17 protein-coding genes are annotated in these 21,744 nt (G+C 38.6%); 4 read left to right on the top strand and 13 right to left on the bottom strand.

The window, feature by feature from the left end:
• Positions 1-6: 6 nt before the first annotated feature.
• From prmA to MHB40_RS16865, 11 genes are all read right to left on the bottom strand, one after another.
• A complete protein-coding gene (gene prmA, locus MHB40_RS16815; protein WP_004227050.1) occupies positions 7-948 on the bottom strand; it encodes a 50S ribosomal protein L11 methyltransferase in 942 nt (313 codons plus the stop codon).
• Between the two features lie 21 nt (positions 949-969).
• A complete protein-coding gene (dnaJ, locus tag MHB40_RS16820; protein ID WP_016995416.1) occupies positions 970-2,088 on the bottom strand; it encodes a molecular chaperone DnaJ in 1,119 nt (372 codons plus the stop codon).
• A 236-nt stretch (positions 2,089-2,324) separates the two neighbouring features.
• Positions 2,325-4,166, bottom strand: coding sequence for a molecular chaperone DnaK (dnaK, locus tag MHB40_RS16825; protein ID WP_342441019.1), 1,842 nt, complete (start codon positions 4,164-4,166; stop codon positions 2,325-2,327).
• A 75-nt stretch (positions 4,167-4,241) separates the two neighbouring features.
• Positions 4,242-4,814, bottom strand: coding sequence for a nucleotide exchange factor GrpE (gene grpE, locus MHB40_RS16830; RefSeq protein ID WP_342441020.1), 573 nt, complete (start codon positions 4,812-4,814; stop codon positions 4,242-4,244).
• 17 nt (positions 4,815-4,831) lie between these two features.
• On the bottom strand, positions 4,832-5,860 hold the full coding sequence (hrcA, locus tag MHB40_RS16835) for a heat-inducible transcriptional repressor HrcA (protein WP_205444489.1): 1,029 nt from the start codon (positions 5,858-5,860) through the stop codon (positions 4,832-4,834).
• A gap of 89 nt (positions 5,861-5,949) precedes the next feature.
• A complete protein-coding gene (gene hemW, locus MHB40_RS16840) occupies positions 5,950-7,095 on the bottom strand; it encodes a radical SAM family heme chaperone HemW (RefSeq protein WP_342441021.1) in 1,146 nt (381 codons plus the stop codon).
• Between the two features lie 203 nt (positions 7,096-7,298).
• Positions 7,299-7,859, bottom strand: coding sequence for a TetR/AcrR family transcriptional regulator (locus tag MHB40_RS16845; protein ID WP_205444491.1), 561 nt, complete (start codon positions 7,857-7,859; stop codon positions 7,299-7,301).
• A gap of 181 nt (positions 7,860-8,040) precedes the next feature.
• Positions 8,041-11,232, bottom strand: coding sequence for a bifunctional cytochrome P450/NADPH--P450 reductase (locus tag MHB40_RS16850; protein WP_342534792.1), 3,192 nt, complete (start codon positions 11,230-11,232; stop codon positions 8,041-8,043).
• Positions 11,233-11,457: 225 nt separating this feature from the next.
• A complete protein-coding gene (gene chrA, locus MHB40_RS16855; protein WP_342532996.1) occupies positions 11,458-12,654 on the bottom strand; it encodes a chromate efflux transporter in 1,197 nt (398 codons plus the stop codon).
• Between the two features lie 55 nt (positions 12,655-12,709).
• Entirely contained in the window at positions 12,710-13,555 is an 846-nt protein-coding gene (locus MHB40_RS16860; protein ID WP_342532997.1) for a DUF4179 domain-containing protein, read from the bottom strand.
• Between the two features lie 112 nt (positions 13,556-13,667).
• Positions 13,668-14,867 (bottom strand): oligoribonuclease, encoded by a 1,200-nt coding sequence (locus MHB40_RS16865; protein ID WP_342532998.1) that lies wholly within the window; start codon positions 14,865-14,867, stop codon positions 13,668-13,670.
• 141 nt (positions 14,868-15,008) lie between these two features.
• Here MHB40_RS16865 and MHB40_RS16870 point away from each other — a divergent pair, with 141 nt between their 5' ends.
• The 3 genes from MHB40_RS16870 (at position 15,009) to MHB40_RS16880 (ending at position 19,384) form a co-directional block, all read left to right on the top strand.
• Entirely contained in the window at positions 15,009-15,713 is a 705-nt protein-coding gene (locus MHB40_RS16870) for a polysaccharide deacetylase family protein (protein ID WP_342532999.1), read from the top strand.
• A 346-nt stretch (positions 15,714-16,059) separates the two neighbouring features.
• The gene (locus MHB40_RS16875) at positions 16,060-17,703 is read left to right on the top strand and encodes a pyridoxal-dependent decarboxylase (protein WP_342441026.1); all 1,644 of its coding nucleotides are present in this window, start codon (positions 16,060-16,062) and stop codon (positions 17,701-17,703) included.
• Entirely contained in the window at positions 17,687-19,384 is a 1,698-nt protein-coding gene (locus MHB40_RS16880) for a methyl-accepting chemotaxis protein (RefSeq protein WP_342441027.1), read from the top strand. The genes MHB40_RS16875 and MHB40_RS16880 overlap by 17 nt, the downstream gene beginning before the upstream one ends.
• Before the next feature lie 112 nt (positions 19,385-19,496).
• On the opposite strand, the gene MHB40_RS16885 is transcribed toward MHB40_RS16880, so the two are convergent.
• Together MHB40_RS16885 and MHB40_RS16890 are read right to left on the bottom strand one after the other, a co-directional pair.
• Positions 19,497-19,925, bottom strand: a complete 429-nt coding sequence (locus tag MHB40_RS16885) for a GatB/YqeY domain-containing protein (RefSeq protein ID WP_342533000.1) — start codon at positions 19,923-19,925, stop codon at positions 19,497-19,499.
• A 67-nt stretch (positions 19,926-19,992) separates the two neighbouring features.
• The gene (locus MHB40_RS16890; protein WP_342533002.1) at positions 19,993-21,000 is read right to left on the bottom strand and encodes a DUF1835 domain-containing protein; all 1,008 of its coding nucleotides are present in this window, start codon (positions 20,998-21,000) and stop codon (positions 19,993-19,995) included.
• Between the two features lie 160 nt (positions 21,001-21,160).
• On the opposite strand from MHB40_RS16890, the gene MHB40_RS16895 reads away from it, so the two are divergent.
• On the top strand, positions 21,161-21,523 hold the full coding sequence (locus tag MHB40_RS16895) for a hypothetical protein (RefSeq protein WP_342533004.1): 363 nt from the start codon (positions 21,161-21,163) through the stop codon (positions 21,521-21,523).
• The last annotated feature ends 221 nt before the right edge of the window (positions 21,524-21,744 follow it).

The raw sequence follows: 21,744 nt of genomic DNA on the forward strand, positions 1-21,744 counted from the left end.
GTCAAGTTATAGTGGACGACGGGCAATAATCGCTACCCAATCTTCCATTAATAATACTTCTTCGATCACAAAGCCTGAAGCTTCTAAAGCTACTTTAACATCATCACGTTTTGCACCGATGATGCCCGAAGTGACATATAATCCACCTGGTTTTACAATTGTATACGCGTCGTCAGTGAAGGACATGATGATTTCAGCCAAAATATTAGCGACTACTACATCTGCTGGTTCTTTTACAGTATCCAATAAGTTACCATGGAACACTGCCACCTTATCTTCCACTTTATTTAATGCTACATTTTCTCGCGCTGAACGTACAGCAACCTCATCTAAATCAAGCGCATGCACACTTTTGGCACCAAGTAATGCTGCACCAATAGACAATACACCCGATCCTGTACCGATATCAACAACCGTATCCCCTTCTTTAATGACCTTTTCAAGTCCTTGTAAACACATTACCGTTGTTGGGTGAGTACCTGTACCAAATGCCATACCAGGGTCTAATTCAATAATTAGTTCATCTGTTGAAACAGGTGTGTATTCCTCCCATGTCGGTACGATAGTAAAGCGTTCAGAAATCTTAACAGGATGGTAGTATTGCTTCCAGGCAGTTGCCCAATCTTCTTCATTGACTTCCACAATGGATACCACATTTTCACCAATATCAATGTTAAAGTTCGTTAAATTTGTGATAGCTGCTTTTATTTCTTCGACTGTTTCATTTAAAAAACTAGACTCCGATAAATAAGCTTTAACAATCACGCCATCTTTCGGAAAATCATCTTCATTTAGCGCATAAATTTCACCATATTGATCTTCACGTGGCTTCGCAAACTCTGCAGAATCTTCGATGACAACACCACTTGCACCTGCTTCATGCAAAATATTCGAAATTGCTTCTACCGCATCATTTTTTGTATGAATGGATAATTCTGACCACTTCACGTAGCTCTTCAGCTCCTCTAATTATTCACCTTGGAATTTTTTCTTAATTTTATCGAATAGTGAACTACCTTGCTCTTCAGGGATATCGCCACTAATTTCTGCAAATTCTCGTAGTAATTGTTTTTGTCTTTCCGTTAATTTTTCTGGTGTCATCACTTTTACTGTCACATATTGATTACCCATACCATAACCATGAACATTTTTAACACCTTTATCTTTTAGACGGAATTGAGCACCTGACTGTGTTCCAGCTGGAATACGTAATTTTACTTTCCCATGGACTGTTGGTACTTCAATTTCATCCCCAAGTGCTGCTTGAGGGAATGTTAATTTCAACTCGAAGTAAATATCGTCTCCATCTCGTTCAAAATCCTTGTGACCTTGAACGCGGAACATAATATATAAATCCCCTGCAGGTCCACCGTTTATACCTGGTTCACCTTGACCAGATACACGAATTTGTTGTCCATCATCCACACCTGCTGGAATCGTCACTTTAATTTTCTTACGTTTTTGGACTTTTCCTTCTCCACGACAAGTCGTACATTTTTCTTTAATAATTTTACCTGTTCCATGACATGTTGAGCATGTACGACGATTCATCATACGACCAAATGGTGTATCCACTGCTTGATTGATTTGACCTGCACCTTTACATGTCGAACATGTTTCTGGTTGCGTGCCTGGTTTTGCTCCTGAACCGTGACATGTTTCACACGTTTCATCTTTCGGGATTTCTATTTCTGTTTCTTTTCCAAAAATTGCTTCCTCAAATTGGATGTTCATACGATATTGCAGATCATCCCCTTTACGTGGAGCATTTGGATCTTGACGGCGACCACCTCCGCCAAAGAATGAACTGAAAATATCCTCGAAGCCGCCAAAGCCGCCCCCTCCAAAGCCACCACCAAAACCAGCATTCGGATCCTCATGACCAAATTGGTCGTAGCGTGCTTTTTTCTGGTCGTCACTTAATACTTCATATGCTTCAGCGATTTCTTTGAATTTTTCATCTGCACCCGGCTCTTTATTAAGGTCAGGGTGATATTGTTTTGATAATTTACGGTATGCTTTTTTAATCTCATCTTTTGTAGCCGATTTTGTTAAACCAAGCACCTCGTAATAATCGCGTTTCTCCATGATTCACACTCCGCTCTGTTTGCATAAAATCTATTGTAACATGCAGTTAAAAAAACTGCCTCATTTTTTCGATTAAACATTCTATATGTTCCATAATAATGAAGATTCTCACTTCCTAGCAGCTAACGTATGCAACTACCCCATAAATGGTGCCATTTACGTGAAGTGACGTCACATCATGACAAAAGCCAAAGCCGCAAGCGGTCTTTGGCTTTTTCACTTAACTGTGTTACTTCTTATTTATCGTCTTTTACTTCTTCGAATTCAGCGTCTACAACACCGTCATCTTTTTTACCAGCGCCAGTGTCTGCACCTGCATCGCCACCTTGAGCTGCTTGAGCAGCTGCTGCCGCTTGTTCGTAAACTTTCATCACTAGTGGCTGTAATACGCCTTCTAATTTTTCTTTAGCTGCTTTAATGCCTTCTAGCTCACCAGCTTCAAGCGCTTTTTTCAATTCATCACGAGCATCTTCAACAGATTTTTTCTCGTCTTCTGTAATTTGCTCACCTAGGTCAGCAATTGTTTTGTCCACTTGGAATACTAATTGGTCAGCTTCGTTACGAAGATCTGCTTCTTCTTTACGTTTAGCGTCTGCTTCAGCATTAGATTCTGCGTCTTTTACCATGCGTTCAATTTCTGCCTCTGATAAACCAGAATCAGATTGAATCACAATTGTTTGCTCTTTGTTTGTACCAAGATCTTTTGCTTTTACAGATACGATACCGTTTTTATCAATATCGAATGTTACTTCGATTTGAGGTACACCACGTGGTGCTGGTGGAATATCTGCTAATTGGAAGCGACCTAATGTTTTATTGTCAGCTGCCATTGAACGCTCACCTTGTAGAACATGAATATCTACTGCTGGTTGGTTATCAGCTGCTGTAGAGAATACTTGTGATTTTGAAGTAGGGATTGTCGTATTACGGTCAATTAATTTCGTGAACACGCCACCCATTGTTTCAATACCAAGTGAAAGCGGTGTTACGTCAAGTAATACAACGTCTTTTACATCACCTGTTAATACGCCACCTTGTACTGCAGCACCCATTGCAACAACTTCGTCAGGGTTTACACCACGGTGAGGCTCTTTACTTGTTTCTTTACGTACTGCTTCTTGTACTGCTGGAATACGTGTAGAACCACCAACTAAAATAACTTGGTCAATTTCAGAAGTAGAAAGACCCGCATCAGATAATGCTTGACGTACTGGACCTACTGTACGATTTACTAATGGTAAAGTAATTTCGTCAAATTTCGCACGAGTTAAAGAAATTTCTAAGTGTAATGGACCTGCTTCGCCAGCTGTAATGAATGGTAAAGAGATTTGTGTTGATGTTACACCAGATAAATCCTTTTTCGCTTTTTCAGCTGCATCTTTTAAACGTTGCATCGCCATTTTATCTTTTGATAAGTCAATGCCGTTTTCTTTTTTGAATTCAGCTACTAGATACTCGATAATTGCGTCATCGAAATCATCCCCACCTAGTTTGTTATCACCAGCTGTAGCTAATACTTCAAAGACACCGTCACCTAACTCAAGGATGGACACGTCAAACGTACCGCCACCAAGGTCAAATACTAATACTTTTTGATCTTGATCTTGTTTATCTAAACCATAAGCAAGTGCAGCAGCTGTTGGTTCGTTGATGATACGCTCTACTTCTAGACCTGCGATTTTACCAGCATCTTTTGTCGCTTGACGTTGTGCATCATTAAAGTAAGCAGGAACTGTAATAACTGCTTTTGTCACTTTTTCCCCTAAGTAGTCTTCTGCATAGCCTTTTAAGTATTGAAGAATCATAGCAGATACTTCTTGTGGTGTGTAGTCTTTATCTTCTACTGTTACTTTTTCAGCTGTACCCATTTTTGATTTAATAGAAATGATTGTGTTAGGATTTGTTACTGATTGACGTTTCGCTACTTCACCAACTTGGCGTTCTCCATTTTTAAATGCAACAACAGATGGTGTCGTACGGTTTCCTTCTGGATTTGGGATTACTTTTGGTTCTCCACCTTCAAGTACAGAAACGCAAGAGTTTGTTGTTCCTAAGTCAATACCAATAATTTTGCTCATTAAAATTTCCTCCTATTATGTCAACGCAAGGGATGCGTTTTCTAACTAATTTTAATTGACTAAATAGCGCAAAGACTATTCGTTCACAGATACCATTGTTGGGCGTAATACACGATCCTTTAGGATATACCCTTTTTGTAGCTCGCGTAAGACAATACCCGTCTCTTTTTCACTATCCTGTTCTTGCATGACAGCTTGGTGAATCGTTGGATCAAATTGCTCACCTTCAGCTTTAATCACTTGCAAACCTTCTTTTTCTGTCGCTTCAATTAAAGAGCGATATACCATTTCAATTCCTTTAATGATCGATGCTGTCTCTTCAGAAGTTGTCTCAACTTGGAGCGCACGTTCAAAATTATCAAGGACTGGTAATAGATCAGTTAGTAAGCTTTGCGCGCGATACTTTTCAGCAGCCTCGCGATCTAACTGATTACGACGACGCATATTATCGAAGTCAGCACGTAAGCGTAGGTGACGATTTTCCTCGTCAGCCAGCTTTGCTTGTAGTTCAGCCAGGTTAGCCTCATACTGTTCTTCAATTGATAATTCTACTTCTTCCTGAACGTCTGTTTGCTCTACTGCCTCTGTTGTCGTTTCAGCTTGTACATCTTCTTGTACTAAACCTTTGTTTTCCGTTGTTTCCGTCACTTGAATCCTCCTCATTATCATTCACTACGATTCTTCGTAAACGCCTGTGTTAAATCCAAGCGCATTACGTCTAATAAAGCCACGACACGCTTATAGTCCATGCGTGTTGGGCCGATAATAGCAATGGCTCCCTGTTGATCATCACCAATGGAATAGGTAGTGGTAATGACACTGCAATTTTCCATTTCTAGTTGTTTGTTTTCTGAGCCTATCCGAATATGAATACCTGATTCGTTCGGATGGAAAAGTGACTGCACTTGGCTAGTCGTCTCCATTAAGTCCAAAATCATGCGGACTTTATTTAAGTCATGGAATTCTGGTTGGTTGAACATATTCGTTTTCCCACCATAGAAAATTTTACTTTCCGAATTATGCATTGTTGCTGATACAAGTGCGCGAATAAAATCATCCGCTGATCGAACTTGTTGCTGTAACACGGCTAGCACTTCAGCTTCAAGGCTTTTATGGAGATCTTCTAATGACACACCCATGAGGCGGTCATTTAAGATATTCACCATTTTCTCTAAATCAGAAGCGGTAAAATCAGGCGGTAAATTAAACATGCGATTTTCTACATGCCCATTATTCGTCACGATAATTGCTACTGCTGTGTCGCTAGAAAGAGGTACAATCGAAAATCGTTTAACACGATGCCTTTGGACATCAGGTCCTAAAAGTATGGAAGTATACGATGTCAGCTCTGATAGAATGTTGGCTGACTTTCGGATAATATGCTCTACTTCTACTAGTCGATCATTAAAAATTGATTGAATTTGTTGGATGTCCTTGGAATTAATACCTTGAGGACTCAACAAATGATCTACATAAAATCTGTAACCCTTTTCCGAAGGCACTCGACCAGAGGAGGTATGCGTTTTTTCTAAAAAGCCTAATTCCTCTAAATCCGCCATTTCGTTTCGAATAGTGGCTGGACTAAATGTAATCCCTTGTTTTTTGGAGATTTGGCGAGAACCTACCGGCTGCGCAGACACAATAAAGTCGTCTACAATGACTTGCAATATCTGTAACTGCCGATTTGTTAGCATGATTATCACCTCTGTTAGCACTCGACTAAGAGGAGTGCTAATACTATTATTAAGTTATCAAATCCCACATTTTATGTCAACGATATCGCTCAATCTTCTAGCAAAAATTGTTGAAATACTTCATTGCCCACAAAACGTCCTTTTCTAGTCAAGCGCACACCCACCTCATCTTGTTCTAAAAGACCTGTTGACACTAATTCTTTTATTACAGCATCATAATGGGCAGACATTGGTGCTTTAAATTTCTCTTCATATATAGTGTGCATAACACCCTCTGTTTTTCGTAGCCCTAAAAACATTTGTTCTTCTCTCTTCTCCGCTTGTGATACTTCATGTGCATGGACAATAGGTAACTCACTCGCAAAAACAGCTTCCATATACTTTTTTAATGGACCATGATTGGAATAGCGTATACCTGCTAGATACCCATGGGCCCCTGCGCCAAACCCAGCATACTCATCATTATCCCAATAAATCTTGTTATGCTCTGAATGAAATCCAGGCTTTGCAAAATTGCTAATTTCGTATTGTTGAAGCCCATGTATGGCCATTTGTTGCATCAGCACCTCATACATATCTGCTTCTAGATCTTCTGTCGGTAAATACAGTTTCCCTTTTGCGTATTGATTATAAAAAATCGTTTTGGGCTCTACAATAAGAGAATAAGCAGAGAAATGTGGCAAATCAAGAGCAAAAGCTTTGTCTAATGAATCCTTCCATTGAGCCATTGTTTGTCCAGGCAAACCATACATTAAATCAATGCTAATATTTTGGAAGCCAATTTTTCTAGCCAAAGCGATTGTTTCATAGACATGTTCATTACTATGAGTGCGTCCAATCTTCTGGAGCAGCCCTTGGTCAAAGGATTGAACACCCATGCTTAAACGATTGACGCCACCCTCAAACAGCACCTGCAATTTGGCCGCGGACAATTCATCTGGATTTGCCTCTGATGTAAATTCTGTCACACTATTCATTGGAATATACGTTTGTATATACGTTAGTAGCTTGTCCAATTGCTCAGGTGATAAAGCAGTCGGTGTCCCGCCACCAAGAAAAATTGTCTCGATGTTACGGAAATTTTCAGGATATTTTTCTGTTGCCAGAGCCATTTCTTTTCCAAGCGCTTCTATATATTCATCCACTGGTTGATTTTTAAAATAAAATTTATTGAAATCACAATAATTACAAATTTGATGACAGAAAGGAATATGAATGTAAACACCTCGTGCCATAGCAATCCCTTCTTTCGCGTTAAGTCTTTTCCATTTCTACATTATAACGAATCAATAGAAGGAACGCTATGAAACCATTCAAGTGAGCTTACACATTTTTTTCCCACTTGTTTTTTTACAAACAACAAACTAGTATGCCAAAGAAATTTCTCTAGCCTACTAGTTAACAAGTGTTTTTTATAAAGATATTATCGAAATATATCTTATGCTTTTATCCCATTGAATAGCGTCTCTATAATGAGCGTTGCTGCCGATTTTTTTGCAATAGTTCCTTCTTGAACTTGCTGCCACGTTGTAAACAGTAAAGAATAAAGTACATTTAGCATCCATTCACCATCCATATCCTGTCGCAAATAGCCTTTAGACTGCAATGATTTTATTGTGCGTCGAACAGGCTCTTTCAACTGATCCTCAGCCGCCAATAATTCTGCATTATAATTTAAAGAGCATTCATGCGCCAAAAAATAGATTTTATCTCCTAAAGGAATCAAAGCCTCAACAAGTTCAGGAATATATGCTTCATCCGTTTCTTCCGCAGCTATTTCACTCATTGTTTCGCCTACAACCTGGACAGCCCTAAAACTGAGTTGAAGCATTAATTGCTCTCTATTGTCAATATAACGGTGTAGAGTGGCAATACCTACACCAGCATAACTAGCAATATCATTTAAAGAGGCAGTTGGATTTTCCACAAGGAGTTCTGTCGCTGCATCTAAAATAGCGTTAAGTCTTGCTTCTTTGGTTGCTGATCTAGAATTCTTCATCAACTATCACTTCTTTCTAATCCTAAAATGAACTAGATAGTTTTTACTATCATTTGCTACAATTGTAGTCTACAGAGGGTACGATTTCAACTTTCCATAAATTTTCATTAGAGATAGAAATAAGCTACTCTTTCTTAGAATTCGCCTATTAAAAGAGTAGCTATTGATGTATTAAACTATTTTATTGTTCATTTTGGACCCATACATCCTTCACATATCTTCCTTTTTGTTGAAGTTGATTGATCCATACCTTTGCATCTTCTTCCCTTACCCCTTTTACTCTACTGTAGGCAAACAGTAACGCTCTTTCAACATCTGGCGCCATTTTACTACCATCTCCACAAAGGAAAATTTGTCCTTCACCTTCCATCATTTGAATAATAGTAGCGGAATGTTGGGTCATTAAATGCTGGACATACGTTTTGGGTGTCCCTTCTTTACGTGAAAAAGCAGTATGGAGCGTTACAACCCCTTCTTTTTCATATTGTTCAAGCTCCTTGCGATAGATAAAATCAGTATTATCTCTACAACCAGAATATAGATGTGCCTCACCCAATACTACTCCTTGTTGTTTCAGTGCCAAGCGGGCTTGTAAAAATCCTCTAAACGGAGCGATTCCAGTCCCTGGTCCCACCATTATTAACGGGGTAATAGGATCTTCGGGAAGGTGAAAACCAGAATCATTGGCACGGATAAACATGACGATTTCATCGCCAGTATGACTTTGAGCTAAATAATTTGAGGCCACCCCACGATACTCTCCTTGCCCACTCCAGGCAGGTTCATGTAAAACACCAACAGTGATACTCAGCTGTTCAGAATTCACTTGGGGTGAACTGGATATAGAATAATATCTAGGTTTTAAGGCTGGAAGTAATGCTAAAAATCTTTCGAATGGGAAAGCACAAGCTTGATACTTTTCAAGTAAATCTAGCATGGAAATTCGTTTCTTTAATATCTCATTCTTATACACTTCTTCCTCTAATAAAGCCTCTAGTTCACGTTTATGTGGAGGACATTCTGTAAATGCTGCCAGTTGGCGGATTTGCAGTCGGGTTGCAGGGTTCTGAATGTCAACGCTGTGCGAAAGTACCTCATACAAACTTACTGGGTGACCTAATGGAAGATGAGTGTGTTCACTTATAGCAGTGATGATCACTTGATCATTGTCATTGAGTCCAAAACGCCGTAGCACACGCTGCACTTTGGCTCTATTATTCCTCGGTAATACGCCCAAATGATCACCCTCTTGATATGTTATACCTTTAGGTAAAGCTATCTCGATATGGCGTGTACTACGTTTACTTTCCATACTTTGCAGTTCTTCATTTTTTACTACAGTTGCCAATGCAGCACCGTGCATGAAAGCTAAAGAAGTTGTCACTTCATCGCGAATTATTTGAATTGAAATATTCTCTTGTTTTGGAAGCACATTTTCATGAATTGTTAAGGAGTAAATCATTTTTAGATCCAACCATAATTGAGCCCGCCAATCTTCCCACGTCTTCTCAAAATCTCCACTTGCATCAGCCTCACCACGTTTGGAAATTCTTGTGGCTCCTTTTAAAGAGAGCTGTTCATCAAGGAGTCTTGGAATTTTTTGATACGTCGTATTCCAATTTCGATCCCCATAACCAAAAACTGCAAAGTTAATGCCTTGAAGAGCCGTTGAATCAAGTAGATCTAACCATGCGAGAAACTTACGTGCATTTCTTGGAGGCTGCCCATTATAAGAAGAACTAATAATTAATACCGCTCCTTCTTTCGGTAAATTACCACAATAATCATCAAGGGCAGCTACTTCTCCTTGAATACCATACAAACTAGCTTCATCTGCTAATTGTTGTGCAGCACCCTTTGCTGTTCCTAAATCGGAGCCATACAACACTAATAATGGATACTTAGATTTTATTTCTGGATTGGTCCCTAAATAATTCGACTTCTTTTCTTTGTAAGAAACAGTATGATCGTAATTTTGCTGTTGGCCACTAGATAGCTTTATTTGGCGGTGACGTGGTTTCACTTGTATTTTAAAATCATCTGGTTTTATCGTTAATGTTTGCTGTATTTTTAATTGATAATTAGTAAAATCGATTAGGTCGAAATGTTGAAGGATCATGCCTAAGACTAATGTGGCTTCGTGTAAAGCAAATTGCATTCCAATGCATGCACGCTGACCATTACCAAATGGTTTAAAGGCATGTAACGGTACTTTGCTCGAATCTTCAAAACGTTCAGGTCGAAATAAATTTGCATCTTCTCCCCAAGCATCTTTATCTCGATGGAGCTGCGGTAAAAGAATGTCTACATTTTCCCCTTTTCTGATTGGATACTGTCCGCCAATTACTGTGTCTTCTTTAGCATAGAGTGTAAACCCTGGAGCAGTTGGCCATAAACGCAATGACTCATTTAAAATCATACGAATATAAGTTAACTTTAATACTTCCTCATATTTCGGCACATCACCCGTAATGACCTGATCCACTTCTTCATAGGCCCTTTTTAATACGTCTGGATGCTTCAACAAAAAATAAAGCGCAAAGGATAGTAGGCCACTTGTCGTTTCGTGACCAGCTATGAGGAAGGTAATGATCTGATAACGAATATTTTCATCATCCAGCGTCTCCCCTGTTTCAGGATCTCGTTGATGCAGCATGCGGGCAAGTAAATCGACCTCATCTTGCTTTCCACTTGCTTTACGTTCTTTAATAATGGCATCTACTAATGAAAACATTGTTTGAATATCTTCTTGAAACTGCCGTCTTTTTCCAATCATTAAAAACTCTTGGATTTTTAAGCGCGAGCTTTTCATCATCGCTTCATTTAATGCACGAACCATACTCATAATAAAAGGACTAAGTGTTTCTTTATAAAAGCTATTAAAACGATAATTAAATCCGCTTAGCCCTATGGTGTCTAACGTAAGGCGTGTCATATCATCTGGAACATCGATCTCTTCTTGAGGATTTAATCTGGCCCATTTTTGTATAAGCTGCGTAGCAATATCGGTCATCATATCATGATAGCCTTTCATCGCTTTCTTACTAAAAGTCGGAAGCAATATATTGTGCGCCTTCCGCCAGTTCGGTTCAGTCGTTCTACTAGTAAATAAGCCGTCACCACCGAAAGCACGGACATTTTCAAGCTCATTATAAATTTGTTTATCAAAACGCGTGACATCACAAACTTCAGCTACTAATTCGTGTCCTGAAATCACTAAACCTGAATAACCCGGTATCTCTAGACGGTAAATAGGTCCATACGTTTCAGCTAACTTACAAAGTGAGAGTGTAGGTTGTTCTTTATCAATTAAAGGTAAATTTCCGAGTGGACCAAACATTTTTGGGCGTGGAACATATCCTGTGATTACCATCATAAACCCCTTCTTTCCCCATTTATCAGATTGATAGATTTCACTATCAATTGATAAAATGTTATATCATTCACTTAATGTATTCAACATTTTATGGAATATGAAAAGGATAAAATGGATTTTTTTATGAACAAAATGTGAATAGAGTTGAAAAAGAGAAAGACAAAAAAACCCGATTTTCCCCAAATAGTTAAGGGTAAAATCGAGCACTTGAAATAAGGTAATTCATGTATAACAAATGATTCCTACTACTATACCTAAAAGCACCAATAAGTAGGGCTGTATTTCCCATCGAATTAAACACCATAAAAAGACAGCGACTATGAAAATATCTAACGTGCTAAGGATGGTTTGTGTCACAATGGGATGAATAAAAGCTGCAGCGAGTATACCAACGACCGCTGCATTGGCGCCTGCCATCGCACCTCTAAGTCGGGCAATACGACTTAGGCTAATCCAAAATGGTAGCGCCCCGATCACTAGCAAAAATGCTGGTAGAAATATCGCGAAAGTAGCAATAATCGCCCCTGGGACGCCAGCAATGACCATACCAATATAAGCAGCAAATGTAAATAAAGGTCCCGGAACTGCCTGTGTCATACCGTAGCCAGCTAGAAAATCGGAGGTACTTATTTGACCACTCTTAACAAATTGTGTTTCTAGTAAAGGTAAGACAACGTGACCGCCACCAAATACTAAGGCACCTGCAAGATAAAACTTCTCCATCATGGCGATCCATTCATGTTGCCATAAAGCGCTTATTATAGGTAAACCTAGGAGTAACATGAAAAAAAGCGCTAGTAAAACAATGCCGGTGGTTTTTGAAATAGGTATATGAACCAATGTTGACGTATTACCCTCGTCGCCATTTTTTAGCAGTTGAAAACCTAAAAACGCAGCTATCAATATTGCTGCGATTTGTGCAAATGGATGTATCCATGTCAACACTGTTATCAATGTCAATAAAGCAATCGACCAATGCCATTTTGTCGAGAGTATTTTTTTGCTCATATCAAAAATAGCATGGGCAACAATCGCCACTGCTACTAACTTCAAACCATGAATCCAATCCATCTTAAGCTCTGTATATATGGAGAAATAGGCAAAAAGGATAAGTATCAACACAGAGGGTAAAGTAAAACCAAGAAATGATAGAAAGCTTCCTAATACTCCGCCTCTAAGTAAACCAACCCCCATCCCCACCTGACTGGATGCCGGACCAGGCAAAAATTGACTTAACATAACGAGTTGACCATAATCATGTGTGGAAAGCCATTTGCGCTTCTGTACATATTCCTGTTGAAAATAACCGAGATGAGCTGTTGGCCCCCCGAACGAGGTGCAGCCCAATTTTAAAGCAACGAAAAAAATCTCCCATAGCGTTCGCAAACTCTCCACTACTTTCCATATCTTTTCTTTCATCTTACACGGAAAGGAGATTTTTTCAGATTAAGAGTTTGTAAAATTTACTTTCCCATTAATCTTTCTTTATTTTTATCGCCGAATCCACTTTCTTGCCCTCTTTATTGATTGGAATTAATGTATAATTTCTTTCTGTTAGATACAGTGCATCTACACGGCTCCCCCACCTTGTACCCTCTTTATTTAATGGATAGGGTGTTGCAAAGGTCCATGATTGTCCTGCTTTTGATTGGATTTTAAAGTGTAATGCCTCATTGACAACACTTTGTTCAGCATGAAAATAAATGGTTGTCGAAATGGGTGTGGAGACTATTTTGTCAATCGTTATCTCCTGCTGATCGACATGCTTCACTTTTTTATCAATGGAAAAGATTTCACGATCCTCTTGTAATTGCTCTTGAGAAGCATCTACCTGAAATTCCCACGGCTTCTCAATTGGTGTTTCCACATTCCAATCTTTATAACGAATAACTAATTCTAAATGCTCATCTGTCGGAAAATCATCCATTTTAATGCTATTGTATATCGTATAGACGTTGGCAGACTTTGCAATGGACTGGCCTCCATTACGAACCATATAATCTTGACCATTGACGAGTATTTGTGGAAAGAAAAATACTTGATGATCTGGCGAAAATTCTTTTACAGGTTCGTATGTTGCATTCAGTAAAATTTGATTGTCATCTATTATCACTTCATTTAATGTTAACCGCCCTAAGCTATTGTTAGCTGTTTCCCCTACCACTGTTTTATAGGCTTCAAAATCCACATCCTGATTCCACCATAAATACAGTACCAATCCACTAGCAACCATTAATAAAAAGATCACAACAATAAGCCATTTCTTACTTCTCCGATTTTCCTTATCCAAATCCACAACTCGAAGTATATCATTGGACAACAGTACACCTCATTTTTATAAAAATCGTTATGATTCATTGTAGTGCTCAATAAAGCATTATATAACCTTGATTACAAGCTAGGCCGAAGATTCATTATGTATAAAAGGAATATTACATCCCTTTATGTAGATGACGAACTTTATAGACTTCCTGCATTAAATGGTCCACAAAGAGATCATCTCTTACGAGCCATGCTTGATTGTTTCGTTTTAAATACCACTCCGCTTCATTATAGCTTGCAAAGGTTTGTGGCAGTGGCGTGTTATTTTTTTCAATTATCCAGTCAACCTCATCGTTTGAATAGAGCCTATACATTTCATCTTGCTGATTTTTATAGTAAGTTCCAAACGTAGACCCCTTTACGTTATAACGATTTCTTTTTGCATCCTCTGGAATAGGCTCTATATGGAATGTGTCCACCACAAACTGCTTGTAAGCTTCCACCGTTAATGAGCAGCCAGCAGCCTTTTGATGCCCACCTCCGCCATATGTGGCAGCAATAGCTGACACATCGATATGATCATGGACTGTTCGAAAGGATATTTTTTTACTACCCATATTGATCATCGCAATATAATCAAGATGCGTATTTTCCTTTCCCAATTCATTGCCAAGCTCAGAAAGATAGGATTCTGCATAGACAACCCCAGCATAGAAATCGCCCAAATTGGTTTGAATAAGTTCACGTTTCTTACGCCGAATGTAACGCTCTGTTTTTTCTTCTTCCATGCTTAAAATTTTCTTTTCAAATTCATCAAAGTCAAAATGATCACTTATTTTTAAACGTTCAAGCATTTTCTCTTCAAACTCTTCAATAGACACTAGAAAAAACAGTGCATTTAATCTTTGCGCTTGAAAATTCCCGTTCTTTTCCCATTCCCATGTATCGTATTGTCTTACTAACTCTACAAATTCTGAAATGGCTTCTGTTTTTTCTAATAGTCCATGGGTCACCAGGTATTGATAAAATAAAGATGTAGCTGACGTTAAAAAGCCTTGCTCATCCTCAACTACTACCTTTCCCCATTCATATTGATTAAAATGGAGTGCTGTCTTATGATGATCCAGCAATTGCACATTACCAGTCGCCTGATAATAATCATGAATCCTTTTTTCATTCGCTTCTTTTGGAGAAAGGTCTGTAATAAACAAAAATGTTTTCTGTTGGTCGTTCTCCAAAAAGAATTCGATTTCGCGATCAAGTGCCGTAATGGCGTTGTAGCGTATCTTTACCTTATCGTTAAAAGCAAGCTTGGCTAAAATTCCACACCCTACTCCGTCTAAATCATTATGTGTTAATAATTTATACATGTTCTCACCTCCACTGTAGTATGGTTATTTTTTTGGTGTTCAAACAGCTAATGACGATCAAAAAGTAACAACATTGATATTGTATTCGAGATAACATACATTAAAACCATATATCCTTTATGGTGAGAGAGGAGACAGTGAATGAAAAGGAAACTAGCTTATATCGGCATCGGACTTATCTTGATCTTTACTTTAGCATTTTCAGCCTATAAATTAATGAATGCTCGTGACTATCAATTGTTTGGTCCTATTACCTCTCGGGTGGATACTCAGGAAAAGGTCGTTGCATTGACATTTGATGACGGACCAACTGACAATACTGGCGCTATTTTATCGTTACTAGACGACTACCAAGTAAAAGCCACGTTTTTTCTAATTGGACAGGACATTGAGCAACATCCAGAAGAAGCTAAAAAAATAATGGAGGCAGGACATCAACTTGGTAATCATACGTATTCGCATAAACGTATGGTCTTAAAAAGCCCTTCCTTTATTAAAAATGAAATAGAAAAAACGGATGCCCTTATTGCCAATACCGGCTATCAAGAAACACCCGTTGTAAGACCGCCATATGGTAAAAAGTTGATTGGCTTTCCCTATTACTTAAATAAACATCAACGCGAGACCATTACATGGAACCTAGAGCCTGATACCTTCTTTACAAAGGCAGCGGATAAAATAAATTATGTAAAAGAAACTATTCAACCAGGCTCCATCATTTTAATGCACCCTATGTATGATCAAACTGACAATGAACTACAGGCAATAGAAGGAATTCTTCAATCCCTTACAGATGAGGGCTATACATTCGTCACGGTAGATGAGCTTCTCAACTATTCCGAATGATACACGCCGCTAAGAATCTGCACCTCCTTTTGTGCAGATTCTTACTATATAAAAAGCAGCAGTTCTTCCCGCTTTTTATATAGTCTTATCATTATAATTTATATAACTTTCTCATTCTCTTCAAATTTTGCTTCCCACATCGAATAAAGCCTACTACTCCATAATTAAAACAATACAGTTATATAATGTCATTAGATGTTTAATTTTTCAGAAATGTCTATAAATATTTTTTCAGTAAAATATAATCACCATCTCTGCTAAAATATGCTATTATACCTTTAGTATAATGTCCTATTTTTATTTAGGTAAAAATAGAGGAAATATGAACTATAAAAGGATGATGAATATGCAAAATATCCAACAATTATTCCAGAGCGAAGATGGAAATATCCAACAAAGAGAGAATTTTTTATCCCTATTAGAGAAAATTGTTTCCTCATTAGATGAATTAAAGAATCCAAATAAGACAACTCTTGGCCCAATAAAAGAACGTTCTGCTAATTTTTATCAAGAGCTTATGCAAGAACATCAAGTGCCAACAACTGGTATTGGGCTAGAACAAGTTGTAAAAGAATTGACACATTTAATGCAAGGACATCCTTATCATACACGTAACTTTGTTACCAATGTTTTACCAATGGCAAGTATTCCTGGTGTGTTAGGCCAGTTTACGAATGCGCTATTGAATGGCAATAATTTATGGGATGTTTATGGTCCTGCTGCCGCTGAGTGTGAGGTTAAAGTAGTAGCCATGATGTCTAAATTAGTAGGCTATGATTATACAAAAAGCTTTGGCTATACAACATGGGGTGGACAAGGTGCCGTTTTCAGTGGACTTCGTCTTGCCATTGCAAAACAATTCCCTCAAGCAAAAGAAGATGGTGTTCCTAATAATTTATATTGCTTTGCTTCAGAGAATGCCCATTACAGTCTTTTAAAATCGGTCGAAGCAGTAGGGATTGGTAGTAAACACTTAGTGCGTGTAAAAGCAGGCAAAGATCACTCGATGGATGTGGAAGACTTACGTGCACGTATGACAGAAGTCATCGAAAATGGCGGCATTCCCGTCTATGTAGTAGCGACAACAGGTGCAACTGATCAATTTGGTATTGATGATGTACAAGCCATCAAAAAGGTCACAACAACGCTTGAGAAGAAATACAACTTACAACCAGTACATATTCATGCTGATTCGGCTTTAGGTGGTTTTTATGCCTTCTTCAATGATTATGATTTTAATAAAAATCCACTCCAATTCGAGGTGGAGGTTTTACAAGGTTTAGTACAAATCCATGAACGTATGCAACATCTAGCCATTGCAGATAGCCTGTGCTTTGACTTCCAAAAGCTTGGACAAACACCTTATTTAACTAGCCTATTCTTAATTAAGGAAGGTAAAAGTTTACAGCTACTAGATATTGAAGATTTTGATACGCCGTATGTCGGCAATCGTGGTTATGGCTCTTATCATACTGGTTATACATTAGAGTGCTCTCGTATGGGTAGCTCCATCGCTATTTTTGCTGCATTGCAGGCGTTTGGTAAAGAAGGCTATCAACAACTACTAGCTAATTATGTACGTGTGAATTTAGCATTCCGTGCACAATTAACTGAGAAAACCCCTATGCTACAGGTAGTTAATGAAGCCAATATTGGGCCAGTCACAGCGTTTCGTTTATATCCAGACGGCATGAATTGGCAAGCTGAACAGGCTGGTCATTATACACAAGACCAAATTGAACACATTAACGGCATGAACGCTTCATTCTTTGAAATTATCGGAGAAGGTCGAGATGAAGTATTCTATGGTGACACAACGCGTGTCTGCACGGTTAGCACAAGTGATACAACACAACAGGTTCCGGTTGCAGCGGCAAAATTCTTCTCCATTTCACCTTATACGGAGACAGACCATATCCCTAATATGATTCATTTTTTACAGCAAAAGCTTAAAGTACTGGAGGCGTCACACATTGCGTATCGTCACTAAATTTAAGAGTTCTTTACTCTATAAATATATTGCTAGTTTCACTATTCCAATAGCGATTATTTCCTTACTCTTTAGTGTTGTATTATTTGCAGTTTCTTACCGAATTATTGACAATTTTGTTATTAAACAATTCGAATCTACTTTAGAGATTACATCGAATACGATTTTTGAAGATATTGAGAAAAATGATGTAAAAGCAGCGGATAACGGTAGCCCTGACAAATATAAAAAACTTTTAGATCAATTGAATGCAACGGTTAAAAAATATGATGTCGAAAACGCCTATGTCCTTTCTAAAGCAAATGGTAAAGAGCATATCATCGCTCTAAGTAATACCGACAATCATCAGCAAGATTATGTATTTAGTAAAGAAATGCATGAAGCCGTAGCCACTGGCACCACTCAAACGAGTGATATTTACAAGGATGAATACGGTATCCATAAGTCCATTTTTATCCCATTTAAAGATACGGATATTATTTTCGGTTTAGATATGGATGCTTCCTTCATTTCTAAGCTACAAACGGAAACACTTTGGATTTGTATTATTTTAACGATTGTCTTTGTGATTTTTGGTATAATCGTTGCTTACTTTATTAGTGTGGGCATTACGAAGCCAATCAAAAAAATGACGCGCTATGTTGGTCAAGTTGCACAGGGTGATTTAGCTGTCGAACCACTTCAAATAAAAGGTTCCAATGAAATTGCCCAGCTTTCATCAGGCATTGAAAATATGACGGAAGATTTGCGTTCATTAATTAAACAAATCGCTCAAAACGCTGAACAAGTAGCCGCAATGTCGGAAGAATTAACAGCAAGCTCCGAACAAACAAGTGCCTCCATTCAGCAAATTACCTCTTCTATGCAAGAGGTGGCAGCGGGTTCAGAGAAGCAAACCTCTTCGATTGAAGAAGTGGAAAATCATATTACAACCATTTCAAGCAAAATGTCAGAGGTTGTGACAAGTGTAACTGATGTTACAGATAAGGCATTCCAAGCATCTGCTATATCAGAAAAAGGCAATACAACGATCCAAGATGCAACTGAAAAAATGGCCGTGACATCCCAAGCCATCCAAGAATCAGCAACTGTCGTAGAACGATTAAGCACGTACACAAATGAAATTGGTGATATTGTGACATTGATTACGCAAATTACGGATCAAACCAATTTACTTGCTTTAAATGCTTCGATTGAGGCAGCGCGTGCAGGCGAACACGGTAAAGGCTTTGCAGTTGTAGCAGAGGAAGTGCGTAAGTTAGCTGATCAATCATTAGAGGCAACAAATAGTATTCGTACTCGTATTGAAACGATTAAAGAAGAATCTGCACAAGCCGTCAAATCTATGGCTATCAGTAGCAGTAATCTTGCCGAAAGCTCAACAACTTTCAATGCATCTGGAGAGGCATTTGCTGATATCTATGCCCAAGTCACTGCACTGACGAGAGAAATGGACCATGTCAATAACGTGATGTCCAATATCAATGAAGGTGTTAACAGTATCGCTAGTTCTGTTGAACAAGTTGGCGTTGTAGCTGTACAAGCTTCGGGCAACATTCAAAACGTAGCAGCTGCCTCTGAGGAACAATCCGCAAGTATCGAAGAAATAACTGCTTCTTCTAATAACTTAGCTGAAATGGCTCAACAACTCCGCAATATCATTCAAAAATTCAAGTTATAAAATGAACAAATCCGCAATGCCATAATCGGGCATTGCGGATTTCTTTGTGTGATTTTAAAATATAGAATTATACTGCAAAACTTTAAAAAGCTCCTAACAAAATGGTAGAAGATTAGGCAATTATGCTTTTCACAACTTTTGAAATAACGGCACCTTCAGCTTGACCTGTAAGCAATGGTTTAGCAATTTTCATAGCTTCGCCCATGTTCATTCCTTTTTCAACACCCGCTGCCCCTAATTTCTCTGCAATTTCTTCTTCTGATAATTGCTTTGGTAAAAAAGATTTCAAAAGTGTCAATTTGGCTTCCTCTTTTTCAATCAGGTCTGCTCGCCCAGCCGTTTGTGCACCTTCTAAAGCCTGATTCGTTTGTTTGACCTCACGATTAATAATGGTCATTTCTTCCTCAGGTGTTAATGTCTCTCCCTTTTCTTTTTCAGCAGAATCTAATGCTGACTTTAAAAGAGATAATACACCCTTCGCTAAAGTATCTTTCTCTCTCATTGCCGTTTTTAATTGTTCAAATACTTCTGTTTTTAACAATGATCTCACTCCTTCTTACCGTCTATATCAGAAAAATTATAGCATAAAAATCATGAAGGATTACAGTTCATTGCATTTCTGCTAATTTTACTTTGTAATGTAGCATTCCTTGTAGCTCGCCTTGATAAGAAAAAATCCCTTGCTGAATTAATTGGCGCAGACGATATTCAATCCATTCAACCTCTCTCAATTCTTCCATATGACCCAGTACCTCTCCAATTAACCTAGCTGCAACTTGATAGTGGACTTCCTCTTGCTCTTCCTGTAAACGTCTAGCACAGGCAATAATAAAGTCATCCTCTCTATCTTCATTGTTATTGCCCCAAAGTTCATGATATTGCCAGGTGTGTATACAATGGTAATCATCCATTAACAAATTTAAACCTTCTTTGCATAAGGACTCCCGCAATGCTTTTTTTAATGGCCGTCCTTGAGATTGTTCATAAAAATAAAGTAAATTCTCTGTGCTGACCTCTCCAGTGGATCTTGGATAATTATCCTCTGCTAACTGTGGTAAAGTATACAACTCATGAAATAACTGAAAAGTGTCTAATACATAGATATCATTTATTTTTTGTTCGAGCATCGCCAAAACCAGTCGAAGGCCTATTTGTTCATGAGCATTTTGACAAGTCCAAATCATTATTTCTTGATGAGGTGGGATATTTTTTATTTTCTCTACAGCTTCCTTCATCTCTCGCTCAAAAATGATCAATCCGTCATCATCCATTACATAACGCTCTTCCAACCATTGAAAACGAGCTTCAATCCCGCCCCATGTATGTACATCTTTCAAAGGACCAACAGAAAAATTACCTGGCATAACAATGATTTCCTCGGTCTTAGCATAGTCAGTATGACGAAAGGCTGCTTTCAAGCTCCCCCCAGGTGAATGACCGAATACAATATGAACCGTTTGTACCTTTGAAAGATCCCGCTCCTCAGCTTGCTGTAATAAAAACTGCAGCATGCTGTCCCTTGACTGTTCATTTATTAAAGTTAAAAGAAGCATCGTCTTCGCATCAGCTTCACTCAATTGTTGTATCGACTTTTTTAATTGGTTGATCTTCTCCATATTCTGTACTCCTTTATATAAAAACAGCTAATCTTATCATACCTTTTAATACCTCTAATTACCAATTTAGTAATTTTATAAAATTATATGTTACTACTATTGCTAGTGATTTTTTTGGTCGGAGCGGGGGATTGCTTACTTTGAGCGGCTTTCTTACTTTTTGGAGCGGGGCTTCACTTCTTTTGAGCGACTTTCTTACTTTTTGGAGCAGGTCTTCACTTCTTTTGAGCGACTTTCTTACTTTTTGGAGCGGGGGCTCACTTCTTTTGAGCGACTTTCTTACTTTTTGGAGCGGGTATTCACTTCTTTTGAGCGGCTTTCTTACTTTTTGGAGCGGGGCTTCACTTCTTTTGAGAGCCTTTCTTACTTATTGGAGCGGGGGCTCACTTCTTTTGAGCGACTTTCTTACTTTTTGGCGCGGGTATTCACTTCTTTTGAGCGGCTTTCTTACTTTTTGGAGCGGGGCTTCACTTCTTTTGAGCGCCTTTCTTACTTTTTGGAGCGGGGGCTTCACTTCTTTTGAGCGGCTCTCTCTCTTTTTGGAGGGGGGCCTCACTTCTTTTGAGCGGCTTTCTTACTTTTTGGAGCGGGAGCTCGCTTCTTTTGAGCGGCTACCTCTCTTTTGGGAGCGGGGCCTCACTTCTTTTGAGCGGCTCCCTCTCTTTTGGGAGCGGGGCTTCGCTTCTTTTGAGCGCCTTTCTTACTTTTTGGAGCAGGTCTTCGCTTCTTTTGAGCGTCTTTCTT

The organism is Lysinibacillus sp. FSL K6-0057 (assembly GCF_038630885.1).
Taxonomy (GTDB): Bacteria; Bacillota; Bacilli; order Bacillales_A; family Planococcaceae; genus Lysinibacillus; species Lysinibacillus fusiformis_F.